General features: G+C 44.0%; 20 protein-coding genes and 1 other annotated feature. Of the genes, 4 read left to right on the forward strand and 16 right to left on the reverse strand.

Annotated elements, in window-relative coordinates; translation table 11 throughout:
* Positions 1–9 precede the first annotated feature (9 nt).
* The 4 genes from LOZ80_RS28515 to LOZ80_RS28530 all read right to left on the reverse strand — a co-directional run bounded on the left by LOZ80_RS28515 (position 10) and on the right by LOZ80_RS28530 (position 1,998).
* The gene (locus LOZ80_RS28515; protein ID WP_238167835.1) at positions 10–480 is read right to left on the reverse strand and encodes a cytochrome c oxidase subunit II; all 471 of its coding nucleotides are present in this window, start codon (positions 478–480) and stop codon (positions 10–12) included.
* 38 nt (positions 481–518) lie between these two features.
* Positions 519–674 (reverse strand): cytochrome c oxidase subunit 2A, encoded by a 156-nt coding sequence (locus LOZ80_RS28520; RefSeq protein WP_238167836.1) that lies wholly within the window; start codon positions 672–674, stop codon positions 519–521.
* Positions 675–691: 17 nt separating this feature from the next.
* Complete coding sequence (gene mobA / locus LOZ80_RS28525) at positions 692–1,294, reverse strand: molybdenum cofactor guanylyltransferase (protein WP_238167837.1); 603 nt, start codon at positions 1,292–1,294, stop codon at positions 692–694.
* Between the two features lie 179 nt (positions 1,295–1,473).
* Positions 1,474–1,998 carry a DoxX family protein gene (locus LOZ80_RS28530; protein ID WP_189019482.1) on the reverse strand — a complete coding sequence of 175 codons (525 nt, stop codon included), beginning with the start codon at positions 1,996–1,998 and terminating at the stop codon, positions 1,474–1,476.
* Between the two features lie 147 nt (positions 1,999–2,145).
* Between LOZ80_RS28530 and LOZ80_RS28535 the strand changes: the two genes are divergently transcribed.
* Positions 2,146–2,433, forward strand: coding sequence for a hypothetical protein (locus LOZ80_RS28535; RefSeq protein ID WP_238167838.1), 288 nt, complete (start codon positions 2,146–2,148; stop codon positions 2,431–2,433).
* 75 nt (positions 2,434–2,508) lie between these two features.
* On the opposite strand, the gene LOZ80_RS28540 is transcribed toward LOZ80_RS28535, so the two are convergent.
* Together LOZ80_RS28540 and asd are read right to left on the reverse strand one after the other, a co-directional pair.
* Positions 2,509–3,273 (reverse strand): formate/nitrite transporter family protein, encoded by a 765-nt coding sequence (locus LOZ80_RS28540; RefSeq protein ID WP_238167839.1) that lies wholly within the window; start codon positions 3,271–3,273, stop codon positions 2,509–2,511.
* Positions 3,274–3,429: 156 nt separating this feature from the next.
* Positions 3,430–4,503, reverse strand: a complete 1,074-nt coding sequence (asd, locus tag LOZ80_RS28545; protein WP_238167840.1) for an aspartate-semialdehyde dehydrogenase — start codon at positions 4,501–4,503, stop codon at positions 3,430–3,432.
* A gap of 86 nt (positions 4,504–4,589) precedes the next feature.
* Positions 4,590–4,850: a binding site (T-box leader), on the reverse strand.
* Between the two features lie 147 nt (positions 4,851–4,997).
* Here asd and LOZ80_RS28550 point away from each other — a divergent pair.
* Both LOZ80_RS28550 and LOZ80_RS28555 read left to right on the forward strand, forming a co-directional pair.
* Positions 4,998–6,287, forward strand: coding sequence for a SpoIID/LytB domain-containing protein (locus tag LOZ80_RS28550; RefSeq protein WP_238167841.1), 1,290 nt, complete (start codon positions 4,998–5,000; stop codon positions 6,285–6,287).
* Positions 6,288–6,308: 21 nt separating this feature from the next.
* Entirely contained in the window at positions 6,309–7,535 is a 1,227-nt protein-coding gene (locus LOZ80_RS28555) for a SpoIID/LytB domain-containing protein (protein WP_238167842.1), read from the forward strand.
* A gap of 2 nt (positions 7,536–7,537) precedes the next feature.
* Here LOZ80_RS28555 and LOZ80_RS28560 read toward each other — a convergent pair whose 3' ends face one another.
* Positions 7,538–8,863, reverse strand: a complete 1,326-nt coding sequence (locus tag LOZ80_RS28560) for an FAD-binding oxidoreductase (RefSeq protein ID WP_238167843.1) — start codon at positions 8,861–8,863, stop codon at positions 7,538–7,540.
* Between the two features lie 304 nt (positions 8,864–9,167).
* Here LOZ80_RS28560 and LOZ80_RS28565 point away from each other — a divergent pair, with 304 nt between their 5' ends.
* Positions 9,168–10,448 carry an ArsB/NhaD family transporter gene (locus LOZ80_RS28565; RefSeq protein ID WP_238167844.1) on the forward strand — a complete coding sequence of 427 codons (1,281 nt, stop codon included), beginning with the start codon at positions 9,168–9,170 and terminating at the stop codon, positions 10,446–10,448.
* 222 nt (positions 10,449–10,670) lie between these two features.
* On the opposite strand, the gene LOZ80_RS28570 is transcribed toward LOZ80_RS28565, so the two are convergent.
* The 9 genes from LOZ80_RS28570 to LOZ80_RS28610 form a co-directional block, all read right to left on the reverse strand.
* Complete coding sequence (locus LOZ80_RS28570) at positions 10,671–11,789, reverse strand: MGDG synthase family glycosyltransferase (RefSeq protein ID WP_238167845.1); 1,119 nt, start codon at positions 11,787–11,789, stop codon at positions 10,671–10,673.
* Between the two features lie 31 nt (positions 11,790–11,820).
* A complete protein-coding gene (locus LOZ80_RS28575; protein ID WP_238167846.1) occupies positions 11,821–12,507 on the reverse strand; it encodes a response regulator transcription factor in 687 nt (228 codons plus the stop codon).
* Complete coding sequence (locus LOZ80_RS28580; RefSeq protein WP_238167847.1) at positions 12,504–13,982, reverse strand: sensor histidine kinase; 1,479 nt, start codon at positions 13,980–13,982, stop codon at positions 12,504–12,506. The genes LOZ80_RS28575 and LOZ80_RS28580 overlap by 4 nt, the downstream gene beginning before the upstream one ends.
* Positions 13,983–13,996: 14 nt before the next feature.
* Positions 13,997–14,743: an ABC transporter permease gene (locus tag LOZ80_RS28585; RefSeq protein ID WP_238167848.1), complete on the reverse strand. Its 747-nt coding sequence runs from the start codon at positions 14,741–14,743 to the stop codon at positions 13,997–13,999.
* Entirely contained in the window at positions 14,736–15,473 is a 738-nt protein-coding gene (locus LOZ80_RS28590) for an ABC transporter ATP-binding protein (RefSeq protein ID WP_238167849.1), read from the reverse strand. The genes LOZ80_RS28585 and LOZ80_RS28590 overlap by 8 nt, the downstream gene beginning before the upstream one ends.
* Positions 15,474–15,558: 85 nt before the next feature.
* Entirely contained in the window at positions 15,559–16,479 is a 921-nt protein-coding gene (locus LOZ80_RS28595; RefSeq protein ID WP_238167850.1) for a hypothetical protein, read from the reverse strand.
* Between the two features lie 563 nt (positions 16,480–17,042).
* Positions 17,043–17,642, reverse strand: coding sequence for an undecaprenyl-diphosphatase (locus tag LOZ80_RS28600; protein WP_238167851.1), 600 nt, complete (start codon positions 17,640–17,642; stop codon positions 17,043–17,045).
* 94 nt (positions 17,643–17,736) lie between these two features.
* Positions 17,737–19,164 (reverse strand): sensor histidine kinase, encoded by a 1,428-nt coding sequence (locus tag LOZ80_RS28605; RefSeq protein ID WP_238167852.1) that lies wholly within the window; start codon positions 19,162–19,164, stop codon positions 17,737–17,739.
* Positions 19,161–19,829 (reverse strand): response regulator transcription factor, encoded by a 669-nt coding sequence (locus LOZ80_RS28610; RefSeq protein ID WP_189020485.1) that lies wholly within the window; start codon positions 19,827–19,829, stop codon positions 19,161–19,163. Before LOZ80_RS28610 ends, LOZ80_RS28605 begins: the two co-directional genes overlap by 4 nt.
* Positions 19,830–19,914: the final 85 nt, after the last annotated feature.

Here is a 19,914-nt window from a genome sequence, read left to right on the forward strand (position 1 = left end):
TTCTACCCGCTACTTAACAATAATCGTTGTTTTCATATATTCATGAGCACCGCCGCAATATTCATTGCAGAGGATCAAATACTCGCCTGGCTGTGTAAACGTATGGCTGACATGGCTGATTTCACCTGGGACAATCATCATGTTGACGTTCGTGCCCGGAATGGCAAAGCCGTGAACCACGTCTTGGCTTGTCACGACGAAGTTGATCGTCGCTCCCAACGGGACCTCCATCTTGTCGGGCGCATAGCCAAAAGTAAAAGCTGTCATAATCGCTTCATACGTATGGTCGTCCATTTGGCGCAGCCCGGGCTTATCAAAGGGGGCTGTCTCTTGAACCTTCGAGGGGTCAATCTGATGGTGGTGCTCACTTGGCGGCTTGACGCCCATTGCGAATGCGGAAACCCCCAACACAGCTAGAAATACAAATAGCATAACGATCCCAATTGTTAACCAAATTTTTTCGAGTTTATGGATATGCATGGTCTAACCACCTTTACTAGAACATAATGTGCCTTGCTTTATTGCCTGGATATAAATAGAACAAATATGATGACCCAACTGACTAGCAAGAAGAGTCCTAAGAGTAAAACCGAGGCGAACGTTCCCCTCAAGATGGGCTCCTGCTCTGTATTATTCCTTTCCTTATCTATCGCATCGTTATTGCGGCTATCCATCCTCTTCACCTCCTGTCTTATTTATCTAAGTGCTGTATGGCCTCGTAGTCGGCAATCGTCTTGATATTGGCTACAAAATTCAAGTCAATGCCGTTATCCAGCAAGTATCTCTCCCCTAATTCGCTCCATATAACATGGTTGAGCATCGCCGAAACTCTAATCTTCCCTTGATTAAATAGCGGCGCAATCCGGGCCGCACAGGCTCGGTCATAAATCCCGTGCAAGGGATAAAGCTTGCCTGCCACGATGGGGATAACCGCTTCGAACCCATCTTGCTTTTTGGCCATGAGCAGTTGAGCCGCTTTATTGGATATTAAGGGCATATCGCACCCCACGATCCAAACGGACGCATACTTCGCCAAAGATAAAGCGGCATGCATCCCCCCAAGAGGACCCTGACCTGCGAAAAAATCAGTAATAATGCGCACAGAACGATCGACCTTGTTCAAATAGGGCTTGGGATCATTCGTGACAATAATGATTTCGTCACAGATCTCTCGCATACGATCAATTTGCCGGACAATCAGAGCCTTCCCGTCAAACGGAAGCAATGCCGTCAGTTCTCCGTTCATGGTACGGTTTGCTCCACCAGCCAGAATAACGCCTGAAAGCATACCCATCACTTCTCCTTTCAACCTGTCTTGATACCTCCACTTTAGTCAAAAAGCAAACACCTGTAAGTGAAAAATGTCACACATCCGCAACCATTTCGCCACAAAAAAAACCTCTTCTTTCCTCCGAATTGCCGAAGTAGAAAGAACAGGTTTTTGACGATTGCATCGCGGGCGCAGATTGCCTCTTATCTCAATTTTGCTTTGAGATGGAAGCGTTCCAAGAGCTTATCGAACCATTTGTGCAGGTAAGGGAGTATCAGATGATCCACACCAAATTTCCCTGCATTTGCGCCTGCTGCTATGATGAAGAAACCGAGAAGCACTAACCATGGATTCGAGCTAACCGTACCAGCGAACATATACATGAAATTCATCAGTAAGCCGAAGAATACGGCTGCTGTAGTCAGCGCTCCGATCAGTAAACCGATACCGACCAAAAGCTCGCCCCAGGGAACTAAGACATTAAACCACCCGATATGGGGCAGCGCGAAATTTTTCAAGAAAGCCACATAGTTGGCATAAACCAGATCTGTCGTTCCACTCTCAAGAACCGGTTTGGCAATCGCGCCCTTCAAGTAGCCTGTTGCGTCGAAAGCTTTATCCCCCGTAATTTTGTGCCATCCCGCGACCGCCCATTCCCAACCCACATATAATCGAATGATCGTCAACAGGATCGCCGCATAATTGTTTCCTCTTAACCATTTCATCATCTGAACCATCTCCTTCGTATCTTATGACTTTATTATAGGACGGAGAAAATGAGTTGTATGTGAATTAAATCACAGTCTCACGAATTCTTCTTATTTATAATGAAGGATATATGGATCCAGTACGCAACCAAGGAGATGATTCTAATCATGAAAAAAGAAATCACCGTTCATTTCAAAGTCATCCATCACGATCGAAGTTCTCTGTTAAGGGGGATTATTTTCTTAGAGGAGAATCACCAGCCCACGATATCTGATTATGAACAATGCCTTCGCGCTTGTGGGCATGACGTCGTTCTGGAAGATCGAGAACACATCATATTCAGAGCTTCTACACCAAAAGAAAACTATATCATTCACATTCTAGAGGAAGAACAAGCTTCCATTAGAGATGTCATTGTCGAGAGTTTAGTTAGCAACCTCATTCGTTTGAAATAGTTTCTCCACTTGAAAAGGAGGCTGGCTCAACAGGTCGAACACCTGGCGAGCAGCCTCCTCTTTGTTGTTAACCAGCTAGCGCCGGTACACCAAACCATACATGACCGCAACGAACAGCGCGCCTCCCATTGAATTTCCTATATATACTGGGACAAAATTGTGCAAGTATTCCGTCCAGGTAGCCTGACCAGCAAAAATAGCGGCTGGAATGACGAACATATTGGCAACGACATGCTGAAATCCGATTGCGACAAAAGCCATCGTCGGAAACCAGATGCCCCATATTTTGCCCCCGCTATCCTCTGCGCCATACGAGAGCCACACAGCAAGGCCAACCAGCCAATTGCAACCGATACCGGATAGCAAAGCAACTAAGAAGGGCTCTTCGATCTTGGCATGGGCAATTTTCACTAATTTGGCTAAATAAATACCATGCTCGGTTAACCCGGCAAGATGTCCAAAAGCATATGCAATGAACAAAGCCCCAAGCAGATTGCCAACCGTAATAACCGCCCAGTTGCGGGCGATATCAACCAGCTTGACCCGCCTTGAGAGGAACGCCACAGGCACCGCCATCATATTCCCGGTTAGCAGTTCCCCACCTGCCAGCAGGGTAAGAATTAGTCCAAGCGGAAATACGCATGCCCCGATAAGATGACCAAAGTCGCTCCATGGCGCAGGAACTGCAGCGCTAACCCTGATGTACAACAGAAATCCCAGAGCGATATAAGCACCGCCCATAAATCCTAATACCAGTTGTCCGCGCAGAGGCAAGTGCACCTTCTTCTCTCCCGCTTCCACCGCTCGCTCCCAAATCTGTTCTGGCTTAACGAACCCCATATCCACACCTCCAGGCAAACTCCTTTTCCCTAGTGTAGAGGAAATGATGCGAAATTCATGTGAAAAACATCACATAAGTAGACAAAAAGTGACAGCGGCCAGTACCAGGACCATCGCATGAATGTCCCTGTACTAGCCGCTGTCACTTTCATCTAGCTATACGTGCAGTAAGCCCCTTGCTAGCATTGACTCAGCGAGCAGAACGGCACCTTTCCCTGCTCCCATCTTGGTATTATGGGAAACCAGCACATATTTCACACCGCCAAGCACGGGCTCCACTTCCAGCCGCCCCATGCTCGTGGTCATCCCGCCTCCGAGCTCGCGATCCAAGCGAGGTTGAGGTCGATAGGGATCATCGAAGACATGAATCATATGCTCGGGAGCTGAATGCAAAGAACTGCTTGCGAACGGATTATACCGTTGAATCGTTTCTTTAATCTCAGCTAAGCTTGCTTGTTTCTTCAGACCGACAAACACAGATTCTGTGTGGCCGTCCAACACATTTGCTCTCGTACATATACAATTTATGTTTATCTCAGCCGGAATAATAGCCCCATTCGAATACTCACCGAGTATCTTCAGAAGTTCCTTCCTGACTTTCCCCTCCTCATTGGGAATGTAGGGAATTATATTATCTAGAATATCTAGAGAGCGAACCCCTGGACTTCTTCCTGCACCGCTAAGCGATTGCATGGAAACCATCAGCACATTTTCAATCCCATAGTGCTCCTGCAATGGTTTTAACGTTATCGCCAGCCCAGTAACCGTACAATTGGGAACAGGCAGTACAAAACCCTTCCAGCCATGCTCCTGCTGCTGTTTACGAATTAATTCCGCATGATCATCATTGACACCAGTGATAAGAAGCGGCGTATCCTCGAAATAACGAAAAGCCGATGCCGTTGAGAAGGTTGGCGTCGTTTGGGCGAACCAAGGCTCTAACTCTTGGGCCAGATCCGATTCAATAGCTGTGAAAATGACATCAACCGAATCGGGGCGGAACTCCTTGGACGAGACCACCGGCACTTCCAGCATGTCGCTGGGAACCGGCGTATGCTGTGTCCATCTCGACGATCCATTCGCTTCCAGCAATGCTTCTCCATAATTTGCCAACGTTCTTGAGGTCACCATGATCACCACTTCAAAGTTCGGATGGTTGGATAGTGCCTGAACGAACTGCTGCCCTGCCATGCCAGTCGCTCCGACGACTGCCGCTTTTAACCTTGCCATATTTGCTCACTCCTTATTGGGTATGAAATACATATGCCGTACAACGATCCTGCAAATAAAAAAATCCCACCCCCAAGACTGTTAGTCTCAGGGACGAGATGTTGCATGCTCGTGGTACCACCCGGATTCGCAAATATGTCGCCATATCCACCTCTTCGAGTACGACATCCAGACACAGATGCTTATACTCTAGCTCTATAACAGGAGCTCCTGTTACACCATCCCCGCTTGGGTTCCGATGTACAGCTCAGAGGCTTTCTTCACCCAAGCATTCTTCACTCCCTTTCAGCTTTCGGGAGCTCTCTGTGGAAGAATGCTTCGGCTACTTTTCTCGTCATCGCTTTTAAATAATGGATACAGAATACCAAGGAATTGAACTAGAGTAAAGATATTTTTGTATATAGCTGAGTTTATGACCTCAATTTGGATGAAAATTCTTTCCACAGTAAATGATAATCTTCGGAAAAGATACTTAAAAAATAAGGAGATAGCATATGAAATTTGCAAAAATTACATTTATTGGTCTTCTCACTTCACTACTGTTAGTCCATCTATCACCGGCTTCCCTAAGTGCTTTCAAAAAGGTTGATAAGATGCCAGAAAAACAATTGATCAGTCTATTCAATCAGTACATTAAAGATACTGTCAGAGTACGAGAACTTGCCATACGCAAAAAAGAGAACATTTTATCCCACAAAGTGCTGAATGTTAAGAAACTCACAAAGGAAATCAGTGAAAAAGTTGTTGATGTATCTAATTTTGAACGGCTCGGGAGAGACTACCTTGTTTTTTATACAGCTGTTGATTATAACCTTTCGAAAGAAAGCAAATATCGCCTTAATGGCATCAACTACCGGTTAATGATTATGGTTCAGGCACCCAACAAGGAGTGGGATTTCTTTCGGTATGACACGGCACCAGTGAACCTGCTTGTGAAGCTAGGCCAAGGTTTTGGTACAGATGATGAAAGCCAAATGGCGCAGATTGAAGAACTTCGCAATCAAGGAAAATATGTTAATCGAAAGGGGGAGGAAGTTGGAGATTTATATACAGACAACGCCGCAATGGAATCGGACCTGCTTCTTGAAATGGGGGAGGCAACTGCAAACTCAATACCAAAGAACGGTAAAATTCCAGATGCGGTTAATCCGAACTATAAGCGCCCTAAATGGATACGGGTTGTGATGACTCAACCTAGCAATTTGAAATTTTATGGCTGTACCAAAGCATGTGTTCAACGAATCGATTTCTTCGATTATCTGAAACATGTCTTACCTCTAGAATGGATAAAGGAAGCCCCAAAAGATTCATTAATGGCCGGTGCCTTGGCGATTAAAATGTACGCATGGCATGCTGTAACTGTAGATCCAAAAGCTCGGTATACGGATGCGGACATTATCGACACTGAAGCCAATCAAGTCTATGCGGCGGATTTCAAATCCTACTTTTTCTCAAAAATTCGTAAAACCAATACGTCCTTGACCGATCAACAGATAAGGGAAATTAGTGAGAGGGAAAGCAAACTGGCTGTGGAAGTAGGGGCCATTTTTCATGCATATGGGGTCGCAGGGGTCGGCGTAAAAGAAAATATACTAAATACCTTGGTGGATATCGGGCATAAACAGGACGCTGCCAAAGGGAGTGGTACCATATCCCAAACCGAATCAATCAAACTAGTGAACGAACAAAAACTATCGTTTATAGATATATTGGAAATTTTCCTTGAAAAGGCTCCTTCTCTGCCTAAGGGCGCTCAAATCGAATTATTCCGATATGCCAAATAATATAGAGGAGTGAAATTAACCGTGATAAAAAAAGGAATACATTTAATGATTGTCATGTTCCTGGTAAGCACATTCGTCACCCATCCATCACTGGCGGAAGAAAAATTAACAAACGTATTGAACAAGGAAAAAGAATTACAATTATTGGATAATTATTTGCAGAAGTTCTATGAAAAAGCAACCACAATACGGGGGAAAAAACTTGTTCTTAGCACCCATACGAAAGACATCAAGGAACTACCGGTAACATTCGTAAAAAGCTTTCGCAACATAGAAAAATACGAAAGACGTAAACTCCCCTTTGTTGTGCGCTATGCAGCGATTGACTATAAGATGTCCGAAGAAAACCGCTATGCCATCAATGGAATCAACTACCGAGTTGTCATTTATACGCAACAAGATGGGATCTGGCAGGTCGCAGAGATGGGTCTCGTTCCGGTCGATTTAGTGGCAGCAAATCACTTAGGCTTTGGAACAGAAGATGAAAAAGAAATGGTGAAAATTTCTCAGGCTCGTGACAAAGGAATCTACCTCAACAGAAAAGGGGAAGAGATTGATAAAGACAATGTGGCAACTACACAAGATTTACATAAAGAAATGAACGGAAACTCGTCCCTTCAGGCTGCTGGAGGAAAATGGCTCCAATTCGTGCCTGAGCAAATAAATCTTAACTATAAAAGACCCAAAACCATTAAGGTCTTAATGACTACATTAGAGAATAAGAAAGCTTATAATTGCGACAAGGATTGTGTTAAGGAAATAGACTTTCTTGCATATATTCAGAACGTTTTTAGTACGACCTGGCCCAAAGATGCCCCCATTGAAGCACTCAAGGCAGGAGCATTAGCGGTGAAAATGTACAGTTGGTTCTCAGTCGTTGTTGATCCAACAGCTCATAGAATGAATGCGGATGTAATCGATACGGATCCAGGTCAGACATATATCGCAACTTACACAGTAAAAGATGATAATGAAAAAGCACAAATCGAGAAAATGAGAAACATATTTCACGCGGTGGACGTTGCAGGTATCGGGTTCAAGGATGGTTTAAGCCACAAGCTATTCTTGCCAGAAACCGCTACTGAATTTACACTAGAACCGGCAAGCGGTCTCTTATCTCGTCAAGGCGCCGTCGAATTAGCCAAACAAGGGAAAGACGCTGCTGAAATTCTACAACATTACTATGAGGGCTCTGAGCGCATGGAGGAAGCCGTATCTCCACTTACATTCTTTCGATACGCAGATTGATCTTATCTGAGAGGTATACTCTGTTCATAATTAAACATATTTTCAGGGTCATACCGTTCTTTTATTCTTTGTAATCTATTGATATTTTCAGCAAAATATTCAGTCGGCCAGTTGAGTACCGAGGAATCACAATAGTCTCGATAGGCTCCTTTCGTATGGTTAAGCATGGACTGACGAAACTCATTAACCCACTGAATGTTTTTGGCCGCATCCGAATCCCGCTCCCAATATGCTTGGTATTGGAGCATAAACAATGCTTGACGATGTGCAAAAGCAGTTGCATCAGTAGATTTCTTGGAGATTTCTCCTCCAAATGCATCCAATGCAACTAAATTACTTGGCCCAGGCGCACGTTTGAGATTCTTGACTATATTCTCAATCGCCGTAGCACTTAGAGGTTCATAAGCAAACGCAGAAGTATTTTTAAACTTAGCTTGGTTAACTGGTCTGCCGGCAAATAAACGCACAGCTTCTATCCATGAAGCTGTGCGGACCGTCAATGTTTGGGGTGGAACGTATTTCGTTATAGATTTGAGGAGCTCATGGAGTTCCTTATCCCCCCCAACAAACAGACCTTTAGAAACAAGATCGCCTTGGTGATGTGCCGAAAGTGCGAGGAGCGACGTTAGTCGTGAATCCGCATGGGGCGCCCAAGACTGCCAGTGCTGTATCACTTTCTCAACCTCCGAAGAATTCCAAGTCATCGTATAATGAGCAATAGAGTTAATAGGATGTACTCGAAAGGTAAATGATGTAACGATTCCGAAGCTGCCATCACCAGCTCCGCGACAAGCCCAAAACAAATCAATATGGTTACTTGGATTGAGGTAAATAACCTTCCCTTGGGCATTGACCATCTCAATCTCAGTAACATTATCACAACTCATACCAAGCAGTCTGGACAGTATTCCGTAACCCCCGCCTAGTGTTAAACCAGACACTCCAACAGATGGGCAAGTTCCGGCTGGTATCGTCACTTTGTGCTTCCATAAAGCTTCATAGAGCGGCATTAACCGAAACCCTGCGCCCACCTGAGCTAACCCTGTACGTTTATCCACTCTCAGATGCAATATTTCACTAATATCAATAACAAGCCCTTGGTCTTTTACTGAATAGGCTTCGTAACTATGTCCACCGCATCGTACAGAAAATGAGATGCCTTGCTTTCGCGCCCAATTCACTGCATTTGAAGCGTCCTCTTTCACAAGACAATAAACAATTAGCTTAGGGAACTTGGACAACCGTGAATTAAATGTTCGTCTGGCTTCATCATATCCGTTTGAGCCTTGTTCAACGATCCGTCCAGTCAACCCGTCCTTCCATCCCACATAATCACATCCAATTACAAAGTTAACATGGTCATCAGTCACTCATACTACTAAGTATAGAATCATGATTTTAAAATATGACCATTGACATAAATGCAAGAGCAATGTAAATTTAAAGCACCAATGTTTACGACCAACTACATATTGCTGCAATTCGGAGGAGCCTGTCACCAAGGGCTCCTTTTATTCTTTTTTCGACATAAGAGCCCTAGGTAGGGCTTTTTTTATGCAGAGAAAGGGGGATACAACCAAATTGCATTTATAGGGAATAGTACTAACAAATGATGAACATATAGGAGGAATTATGGAACAACAAGCAATCTTGGCAATTGGTATCTTTCTTCTCACATACAGCATGATCATCGCCGAAAAAATCCATCGCACGATCGTGGCTATGATTGGCGGTGTCCTCATGGTCGTTCTCGGCGTTGTAGATCAAGACTCGGCTTTGCACCACATTGACTTTAATACTTTGGGACTTTTAATCGGTATGATGATTATTGTCAGCATAACAGCTGAAACGGGATTGTTTACCTATATCGCACTGTTAGCAGCAAAAAAGGCGAAAGGCGATCCTGTCCGAATCCTAGTATCACTCGTGCTAATTACCGCGATTGGTTCGGCCTTCCTAGATAACGTGACGACCGTCCTCCTCATGGTGCCCGTTACATTCAGCATTACGCGGCAGCTGCGCGTGAATCCGATCCCCTTCCTCATCACGCAAATTCTGGCATCCAATATCGGGGGCACAGCTACATTAATTGGCGATCCTCCGAACATCATGATCGGAAGTGCCGTCGAAGAATTGACTTTCATGGCTTTTATCAATAATCTTGCGCCGATCGTCTTCCTCATTATGGCCATCATGATACCGATTTTCGTCTTCTTGTTCCGTAAGCAGATTCAGACCACGCCTGAGCTGAAGCAAAGCATTATGCTTATGGATGAGAAAGAAGTCATTACCGATCGCAAACTGCTAATCAAGAGCCTTTCCGTCCTAAGCCTTACGATTGTCGGATTCTTTCTCCACCAGCTGCTTCACCTCGAGTCCGCAACAGTCGCCTTGGCAGGGGCATTCTTATTGCTGCTGCTGACTGGCGAGCATGCTATGGAAGCCGCATTCACCAAGGTCGAATGGACCACCATCTTCTTCTTCGTCGGGCTGTTCGTCTTAGTCTCCGGTCTGGTAGAGACTGGCATCATCTCCAAGCTAGCGGCGGCGGCGATTGAGCTGACTGGAGGAGATCCCTTGGCCACATCCATGTTGATTCTCTGGCTCAGTGCGATCGCGTCTGCGTTCCTGGATAACATTCCATTCGTCGCAACCATGATTCCCATGATTCAGGAAATGGGCAGTATGGGCGTTGGTAATCTTGAACCGCTCTGGTGGAGCCTTGCCTTAGGAGCTTGCCTTGGCGGCAACGGCACCCTAATTGGGGCGAGCGCAAACTTAATCGTAGCCGGTATGTCCGGCAAAGAAGGACACCCGATCAAATTTGTTGCCTATATGAAGTACGGCTTTCCACTTATGCTGCTGTCTGTTGTATTGGCTAATATTTATATTTATTGGCGGTATTTCATGTAAATGCAGGAGGTTGCTTCTAGTTGGAATTTGAAATCGGGAGCACATCTCTTCGTGTCTTTGTTAAATAAATAACGAGGAAAGAAATCATCATGAAAAATACAGCATTTATCCCTATACTGCTCAGTTCCAATCCAAATCTCTGCATAAAAAAACCTCCTTCCATAAGTCAAGGAGGTTTTCATGCTCATCATGCTAAATTCTCATACACAGGAATATCTCCTTCTAAATCAACGCTTCCATCCGTTGGTTATGCCATTTAAGCAGCATATCATTGACGATATGCCCAGCTGCATGGCTTCGCTGTAATGTTTGCATACGTTCCCTGATTTCTTCATATAAGCGTGGATGATTTATGAGATGCTCTATACTCTCAGATAATTCATCTATATTTTTGGAAATATTTGCTATCCCGCGGCTTGCCAAATACAACGCGTTTTCTTTCTCTTGACCGCCGTAGGGCTTATAAATAAAAATGGGCACCCTTAAGACGATTGCCTCTGTCAAAGTTAAACCGCCGGCTTTCGTTACTAGACAGGTAGCTCGAGACATCCACTCATAAACATTATCAACAAACCCAAGAATAGTTACCCCCCTATTCATGGCAAACTCCGCTTCAAGTCGATGTTTTAATTTCTCATTACGACCACAGATAACAACGATTCGGCAGTTTTCTAATTGGATCAGCTTCTGCAGCATCCCCTCCATATAGGAGGCTATGCCGCTGTCAGAAGCCATAATAAGAATATTCTTCTTTTCTGGACTCCGTTGACGCATGCTCGCATGCGCAAATTCTTGTCGCAGCGGGATTCCGCTCACCTCAACGCAGTCCTTGCTGAATCCTTTAAAGATAATTTGCTGTTTCAATTCTTCTGTTGCCACATAATAGTGATCCACATTCGGATGCAGCCAACTCGCGTGTAACGCGTAATCCGTCAATACTGTATAGTTGGGGATACCCATTGAACTGCATACTTGCGGCGATGCGCCGAATGGAAAGGTATTAACTACAACATCCGGACGCTCTTGGAGGATAATCTCCTTGAGTTTCTTCTGCCCTAGAAAGGTCATTGACTTCTGAAATAATGCCGTCTGCTTCGTCTCACGAGTCAGGTAATAGCTCCAGCCATAATAGTCGATACCCATGCGTGAACTCTTTGTACTTGTGCTAATCAACGAGGTTGTAATCGAATGAATAAAAGGATGGCCCTCCTTCATCAGGTTAACAATCTTCACCTGCTCTATACCTTGGCGATAGAACTCCTGTTGCAGAGCTCTTGAAGCCTGCAGATGTCCATTCCCATAGCTGGCCGTAAGAATTAATACTCGTGGATTAACCGTCATCTGGATAGGCGCCACCTTTCAACATTCCCTTTTATAATCGAAATCGATAACCGGCTCCCCATACCGTTTCTATATATTGAGAGTTGGAGGGATCTATCTCCATTTTTTCTCTTAATTTACGAATATGAACCGTAACGGTTTGGGCATCTCCCATTGCATCGAATCCCCAAATCCGCTCAAAGATATGATCCTTGCTAAACACCCGGTTCGGATTCGACGCCAGAAAGATGAGCAACTCGAATTCTTTCGTTGTCAGATTGATTTCTTGTTCATTAATAAACACACGGCGCGAAGCATTATCAATGAAGAGACCTTGGATACGAATTTCATCCTTCTGCTCCTTGGTTCCTATTAAACGCTCATAACGTGCTAAGTGAGCTTTGACCCTTGCTACCAGCTCCCCAGGTTTGAACGGCTTCGTAATATAGTCGTCAGCCCCTAAACCAAGACCACGAATGACGTCAATATCCTCTTTTTTCGCTGTGACCATCAAGATCGGAATTTGATAATGCTCGCGAACTTGCTTGCATACTTCAAACCCGTTCAATAAGGGAAGCATGACATCCAGAAGGATCAGATCATACACGCCACGGAGCGCGAGTTTCAGGCCTTGTTCGCCATCCATCGCAATATCGACCTTGTAGCCGCTAACCTCCAAGTAATCTCGTTCAAGTTCTGCAATCAATTGTTCATCTTCCACAATGAGTATGTGTTTCATTTATTCCCACCATCTTTGTCCCGCTTCTGCGGCAAATTTATGGTAATACAAGTCCATTCTTCCTTCTTGCTGCTTGCACGGATTGTTCCTCCATGCCCTTCTATCATTTGCTTGGAGATTGCTAATCCTAGTCCGCTCCCCCCACTATTGCTGTTCCTGGACGGATCTGCACGGTAGAAACGATCAAAGATATGCGGCAGCGCTTCGTCATCCATGCCTGCTCCATTATCCGTAATGTCAATCACGACGCTCGCTCCGGCCAGCTTGGCCTGCAGTGTGATATATTTCTCGGATTTGTTCATATATTTCAAGCAATTATCCACAATGTTAGAAAAAACACGCCTCATTTTATCCCGGTCAATGGACACTAACGTCGTCTCTTGAATCGTGATCTCTGACTTAAAATGGATGCCTTTCTTACTGAGTTCAAAATCAAGTTCATCCGACCAATCTGCCAAAAAGGAAGCGAAGTTCACAATTTCAAAGTTAAAGGGGATACGCTTCAAATCCAACTTGGAATACAAAAATAATTCATCGATTAAATGATCCATCTCTTCCGCTTTGGATGAAATGATATCGATATACTTTTGACGTTTATCCGCGGTATCGGCAATGCCATCCCCTAATCCGTCTACATAGCCTCTAATAGCGGTCAGCGGAGTTCGGATATCATGAGAGATATTGGAAATGAGTTCTTTGCGATTGTCTTCATACTGAACTTGAGTTTGTATGGATTCTTGCAATTGTTTGCGCATTTGTTCAAAGGCGATACTTAGCTGCCCGATTTCGTCTGTACTTGTGATCTGGACAGGGAAATCGAGATCGCCGGCTTGCATTCTTTTCATCGCATTTTTTAATTTTTTAAGCGGTGAAATGATACTTTTCGAAACAAAATAAGTTAATAAGGTGTGTGTTAGAATCAAGATAATAAGCAACGTAACGAATAAGATAGGAAAAAACTTTTGGATAAAGTTAACTAACGGATTCACCGTCGTAATAATGAACACACTGCCGGGTTGTTGATCCGCAAAATAAAAATCAAATGAATTGATTTCAAGCAATTCTTTCCCAAAGCGCTTGACATCCCCGCGTTCCGGGTGGTCGTGATGTTTGAACACTGGCAGTTGCTGGAGCACTTCGGCATCCATTAAGGTGGGCGAAGTATAAATGAACGTATTGTCCCTACGTATAACAAGCTTTGAATTACTCGCTTGAAGTTCTTGATCTATATCGGCTATATAAGTCAAATCGGCTAGCATGCTCGGGTTTTTCTGTGAAGTTCTTACCACTTCCTTGAACGTATGTTCCACATTCTGATTCTCAAACATGCCGACTCCCGAGCTCAACTGATCTCGAATATTCTGGAAATCACCCCGAAACACCACCAGGAGCAGCATTGCCGTGATGATCATCATAACAAGTGGAATTAGCAGCATTGCCGCGTACGATAGCAATAATTTTAGACGAATGGACATGTGAAAACCCCGTTTTATACTTCTTTTCTATCAAATTTATAGTAACCCAGCGCCATGAACAACATGCAACTAGAAACCAGAAAAAGAGATGTCGTCAATAATTTACCAGTAGATACTGTTTGACTTAACCATAACATATGCCAGTCTGTATAGGATACAGGGGAAAATGAAGCAATCGAGCTCAGCAAGAACGGCGCAATTTTGGCTGCCGCATAGAGAACGAGCGAAAACACCATAAAACTGCTGGCACTTTTGAAAAACTGTGAGACGAATACGAATAAAGCTGACAAAGCAATCATGGACATATAGGCTGCCAGATAGGCTTTCATCATTGCCACCGTCTCTGAGAAATTAGCGGATGTACCCGTAAATAGATTGCAAATGAACGTAACGATGCCCAGTACGATGAGTATGCCAGCTATCCCCGTACCGAGCGCAGCCACTTTCGTTCCAAATACTTGAAACCGGGAATTCGGGCGGAGCAGTGCGAGTTTCAGCGTTTTGGAAGCCAGCTCATTGGGAAACAAATCACCGATAATGGTTAAAATAACTAGCGGAATCCAAATACTTGTGTAGATCGACAGCATCTCAATTGGGAACGACTGACTAATCGCAATGAGTCCAAGAACAGGCTGTAAAGCGTGCAGTGAAATAGCCAGCAAGATAGGTAATAGAGCTGAAAAAATAGCAAACATGACAACTTTCTTCCGATAAAACAATAAATAAAGTTCATTTAAGTAACCAGGTCGCCATCTATGCACTTGCCCTGTCCTCCTCTGAGAGCTCAAGCTCATCAATATAAAATTGCTCTAAGGATTGATTGTTTTGCAATAATTCAGTTACGTACCCTTCCTTAATAAATTGCCCATCAGCCACAATCCCCACTCGATTGCAAAGCTGTTCCAATTCATGAATCATATGGCTTGAAATTAAGAAGGACGTCCCTTTCTCCGTAGACAACTGCTTGATCAGTTTCCGGAACATCACCGTTCCTTCAATATCAAGCCCATTCGTAGGCTCATCGAGAATGACCAATTTCGGTTCTGGCAATATCGCCGCGGCAAGCGCTAATTTCTGTTTCATCCCTGTTGAGAAGCCTTTGATCTTTTCCTTGCGTACCTTGATTAAGCCTACAAGTTCCAAAACTTCTTCCATACGCTTCTTGGTGACGGTCGGATAGAACCGAGCAACAAGCTCCAAATACTGCCACGCGCCAAGAAACTCGTGGAAATCAGCAGATTCAATCATGCTGCCGACATGCTGCATCCCCGCTTCGAATTGTTCGGGAAGCTGATAATTAAATAAGGAGATCGTCCCTTGATCCGGGCGAATTAAGCCCGTAATTAATTTAAGAAACGTTGTTTTTCCTGCACCGTTAGGCCCCAACAAACCATATACATCACCGGCATGCAACTGGATGTTCATATCCCGGATGCCGCGTTTATTCCCATACTCCTTACTCAAATGAGATGTTTCCAAGATAATCGTCATATCGATTCCCCCCATTCATAAACAGCAGACAGACTTGGATAAGTAGGCCTGTCTGCTTGAACTCTAGTACCTTCGTACGCTTTATTTACTCGTTGTTGTCGTGATTTCCATGATGATCTGGCTTCAAGTTTTGTACGGTTTTGCCGGTTAAATCAACGGTGTCTGGTGTTGTATGGTTATAACCGGACAAATCTGCTTGAAGGTGAAGCGTCACTTGATGCGCTGCCCCGCTATCGTCTTTACCTGATACGCTTAAGTCAGCTTCTTGATGGGTAATGTAATTATCAGCATTAATCGACGCCTTAATCGAAACCTTCTCAATTTTGATATCTTGTGTCAGCTGCGGCGCCGCATTTTTCAAGAAATCTTCATTAAACGGTGTCGCAGCGTTTTGCCCGGAAGCATCTTGCTTCTCGCCGTCATGTTCGTCTTTGGAAGCTTCTTTAATAGCGATTGGCGCCAGAGCGTTCACCACGGTAGGAATTTGAGCATTATCGAGTTGAATGGCAATTTCTTTGGTGCCGTCCGTTTTCGTATCAACCGCTACATAGTCCTTCAAATTCCCGACTAAAGCGTCAATCACCGTTTCCACTTGCTGCGGAATTTCGGTTTCTTTCAGTTTTTTCTCAGTTTTGTGTTTCTTGTCGCCTTCCTGTTTGACGAAGTACACATCACTGGCGTTAGATTTAAGTACGGTTTGATTGTCTTGCTTATAGAAGCTTAACGATTGCTGAGTCCCATTGGCCAACACATCTGCGTTGCCGCTTGCTGTTTTCGAATCCAGACTCACTTTAAAACTCCCGTTTGCACTTGCCAGCACATTCCCGTTATCTTGCAAAGCTGCTGCTGCCTGTACGGCTACGTTTTGGACAGTTTTCGTGTTCTTGAGCGCAGATTTGTAAGCATCATAACCCGAAGTACTCGCCAATGCACTAAACCCAGTCGTCACCATAACAATACTGCTAATCCCAACAGCGCCACCTAACATCAACCATTTCTTTTTCATGATTTCCTCCTAATATAGGGATCTTTGAGTGAAGCTCAAAGTCTCCTTGTGAATGATGGGCTTACAACTACATCTTAGTCAGCAAAAATGAAACGCTTGTGAACCAATTCTTAAATCTTTATTAACTCTGAGGGGACAATAAGAAAAGCAGCTTTGCGGCCCTGATTTTCCCACGGCGTGCAAGTCCAGGGCGCGCGGTGTCGCCGACACTTAGCAGCAAAACCTAATAAGGGAACTAGAGGACGCTAATTAGGCAAAAAGTAGGGATGCGAGAGGGATAGCGGAACTACAGGGTCTTATTTCTACAAAAAGCGTAAAAATCCCCATAAAACAGCAAAATAGCGTACTGTAGTTCCCTCAACCTTCCGATATTGACACTTTTGGCTAGAATAGCGCACCGTAGTTCCCTTACGTCCGCGGGAGGCAGCTGGAGCAACTCCGCGTTCACTCCAAAACATATATATTAAAAAACCTAGCCTGCGGCTAGGTCATCTACAATTATGAGCATGAGGATAAACAGGCACGCTAAACGTGCTTACTCCCGCCTGTATGCTTGCTTTACGTCATTTTAGAGCGCTGCCTCGCCAAACTTTCGATTCTATCGTTTCATACCACTGAATTACACGATTCATCCACTTAAGCGCCAAAGACGAGCGCTTAAATACGCGGTGGACAACACAAGCTGCAAGGGCTCCAATAATTGCTCCCCCAATTACATCAGAAGGATAATGTACCCCTGTCCAAACTCTTGAGAGGGCTATACATCCTGCCAATACAAGCCACAGCCTTCCTGCCTTTCTACGATGCAGCCAAATCGTCGTGGCTATGACAAACGCTCCAATAGCATGGTCGCTGGGGAATGACGCGTTGGCCGGATGCGAAATTAACTGTAGAACATGATGGGAAACAAACGGCCGATCCTCGTAATACACTTTACTTATCAGGACACTACCCATGAATGCGAGGCAGGCAGATAAAATCGCTTCTGTTACCATCCGCCGATGAGAGCCTTTCTTCATAAACCAATAGATAACAATCCCTAGATAAAATACGTACTCGGCTTGTGAGGCGAACAAACACATCAATGGATTTAAGAAAGAAAACTTATCCCCTAATTGATTGATCATTTGAAACAAGTCGTAATCCAATTTCGTGAAACTCATTGTCATCATCCTTTTGCTTTACTAAATGCTTCCTGATCCAAAAGCATTTACAATTACCTTACAAGATGAAGATGAGAGCCAAATGAGAATCCACTTATTTATCGTTGGATATATTGGGAGATATCGGGAGTTCAATCAACACTTTGGTCCCTATGTCTTCTTCACTTTGAATCGTTATTTCTCCGTTGTAGGAAAGCACGATTTGCTTGGCGATGGATAAACCAAGTCCCGTTCCGGCAATCTCACGGTTTCTCGATTTATCTACACGATAGAATCGATCAAAGACATAAGGCACATCTTGCTCCGGGATCCCCATCCCGTGATCTTCGATACAGATCAACAGCCCCGTTCTTGTTCGCACAGCTTCCACGACAATTAATTTATCCCCGTTCGTGTATTTAATCGCATTCTCAATAACGATCAGGAGAATTTGTTCGAGATGAAGCGAATTCATGCCTAAGAATACCTCAGCAATCCCTTCTATCTTGGATTGAAATTCAAAATCAGGATGAAGGACCTTAACTCTGTGCAGTGTCTCATGGATGATAGGCTCCACATGGATCAAATTCTCACCTGCAATTGCAACTTGTGTTTCTACCTTTGTTAATGTGAGAAGATCTTGAACAATACCTTTGAGTCGTCTTGTTTCTTGTAAGGAAGCTTCCAAAGATTCCTCCAGAATTTCAGGCTTCGATTTCCCCCATCGATCCAGTAGAGACAAATGCCCTTCCAAGATCGTTATGGGTGTTCGAAGCTCATGCGAGGCATCCTCCACAAACTGCTTTTGTTGGCGAAATGAAACCTCTAATTGATTCATCAACTCGTTAAAAAGCTGTGTTAAGCTGGATAATTCATCTCCATTCTGAACATTGACTACACGTTCTGTTAATCCCTTTTCTTTCACATTCCGGATTGCCGTCGCAAGTGCCCTGATGGGATACATGAATTGCCGTGCAATAGCTAAACCACAAATAGCACTTATGAATATGGCAAGAATACCGCCAATAAGCATAACGAAAAGTAAAGTTCGGCTAAAATGATCGAATGTTTCTAGATTACTTACTAATTCTAATGTTCCCTTAAACTCCGCTGTTCTGATTGGACTCCTATTCACGAGAAGATGGTCTGACTTAAATGTAATGTCAATCACTTCTGCCGTAGTAACATACTTAGGTGCAACCCATGCTTCCTCGAAGTGATTTGAAATAGACAGAATAGGGATATTATCACTGCCAATAATACGTACTAATTGGTTTTTCCCTATCATTTTTTCAATATATAATCGAATCTCAGCCATTTGCAAGGTGTCTAATTGACTCCCTTTTTCTTGCATGTAGGCTTGAAGCTGTATCCTGTTTACTTGCAACTTATCTTTCTCCTGATTCATCATCCAATGCTTGAGAACCACATATTGAGCGAAGTTATAAGAGGCAAATAGCAGAAATATTAAAGCTGTCGCTCCCAACATAAGTTTCCATTTGATGGGAAGTTCACGAAACATACGCGTCAATTTATTCATCATCGCATCACATATCCTATGCCGCGCACGGTTTGAATGCAGCCCTCTTCCCCATTGCGATCAAGTTTATTCCTTAGATATCTAACATACACGTCCACAACATTCGTCTCTACAACAGAATCATAGCCCCATACGTGATCCAACAACATATCTCGCGTAAGAACGAGATTATGATTTTTCATAAACATCACCAAGAGATCGAACTCACGTTTCGTTAGCTCGACAATTTCTTTATCTCTATAAACAATGCGAGCATCCATATCGACTCGAATATTTTTGAAAGAGAGTACCGTATGCTCCTCGCTATCCTCCATCCGCCGGAATATCGCCCTCATCCTCGCCAATAATTCCTCAATGGCAAATGGTTTGGGCATATAGTCATCAGCGCCACTATCAAGTCCGGACACCCGATCAACAATACTATCTCTTGCAGTCAACATGATAATAGGCGTTTTCTTGGCAGCTCGGATTCGCCGACATACTTCAATCCCGTTGAGCACCGGCAGCATAATGTCTAGCAAAATCATATCCCACTGATGCTGAACAGCTAATTCTAATCCCGTTTTGCCATCGTAAGCCGTCTCGACTTCAAAGGATTCATGCTCCAGCTCTAGTTGAATAAACCGCACGAGATTTTTTTCGTCTTCAATGATTAGTATGCGTTTCATCGATATCTCCTGTAACTGTTTATTATCACTATACCTTTCTAAGATGAGAATTCAATGATAGAAGTCCTTGTTCAAAAAATTTATC

This window comes from Paenibacillus sp. HWE-109 (assembly GCF_022163125.1).
GTDB lineage: Bacteria > Bacillota > Bacilli > Paenibacillales > NBRC-103111 > Paenibacillus_E.

Bases quoted from the DNA above. Each gene is read 5' to 3' on its own strand.
- LOZ80_RS28515 (WP_238167835.1), bottom strand. From the start codon at position 480: ATGCATATCCATAAACTCGAAAAAATTTGGTTAACAATTGGGATCGTT.
- LOZ80_RS28550 (WP_238167841.1), top strand. From the start codon at position 4,998: ATGAAATTTGCAAAAATTACATTTATTGGTCTTCTCACTTCACTACTG.
- LOZ80_RS28575 (WP_238167846.1), bottom strand. From the start codon at position 12,507: ATGAAACACATACTCATTGTGGAAGATGAACAATTGATTGCAGAACTT.
- LOZ80_RS28535 (WP_238167838.1), top strand. From the start codon at position 2,146: ATGAAAAAAGAAATCACCGTTCATTTCAAAGTCATCCATCACGATCGA.
- LOZ80_RS28540 (WP_238167839.1), bottom strand. From the start codon at position 3,273: ATGGGGTTCGTTAAGCCAGAACAGATTTGGGAGCGAGCGGTGGAAGCG.
- LOZ80_RS28600 (WP_238167851.1), bottom strand. From the start codon at position 17,642: ATGAGTTTCACGAAATTGGATTACGACTTGTTTCAAATGATCAATCAA.
- LOZ80_RS28595 (WP_238167850.1), bottom strand. From the start codon at position 16,479: ATGAAAAAGAAATGGTTGATGTTAGGTGGCGCTGTTGGGATTAGCAGT.
- LOZ80_RS28580 (WP_238167847.1), bottom strand. From the start codon at position 13,982: ATGTCCATTCGTCTAAAATTATTGCTATCGTACGCGGCAATGCTGCTA.
- asd (WP_238167840.1), bottom strand. From the start codon at position 4,503: ATGGCAAGGTTAAAAGCGGCAGTCGTCGGAGCGACTGGCATGGCAGGG.
- LOZ80_RS28520 (WP_238167836.1), bottom strand. From the start codon at position 674: ATGGATAGCCGCAATAACGATGCGATAGATAAGGAAAGGAATAATACA.
- LOZ80_RS28590 (WP_238167849.1), bottom strand. From the start codon at position 15,473: ATGACGATTATCTTGGAAACATCTCATTTGAGTAAGGAGTATGGGAAT.
- LOZ80_RS28565 (WP_238167844.1), top strand. From the start codon at position 9,168: ATGGAACAACAAGCAATCTTGGCAATTGGTATCTTTCTTCTCACATAC.
- mobA (WP_238167837.1), bottom strand. From the start codon at position 1,294: ATGGGTATGCTTTCAGGCGTTATTCTGGCTGGTGGAGCAAACCGTACC.
- LOZ80_RS28605 (WP_238167852.1), bottom strand. From the start codon at position 19,164: ATGATGAATAAATTGACGCGTATGTTTCGTGAACTTCCCATCAAATGG.
- LOZ80_RS28610 (WP_189020485.1), bottom strand. From the start codon at position 19,829: ATGAAACGCATACTAATCATTGAAGACGAAAAAAATCTCGTGCGGTTT.
- LOZ80_RS28530 (WP_189019482.1), bottom strand. From the start codon at position 1,998: ATGATGAAATGGTTAAGAGGAAACAATTATGCGGCGATCCTGTTGACG.
- LOZ80_RS28570 (WP_238167845.1), bottom strand. From the start codon at position 11,789: ATGACGGTTAATCCACGAGTATTAATTCTTACGGCCAGCTATGGGAAT.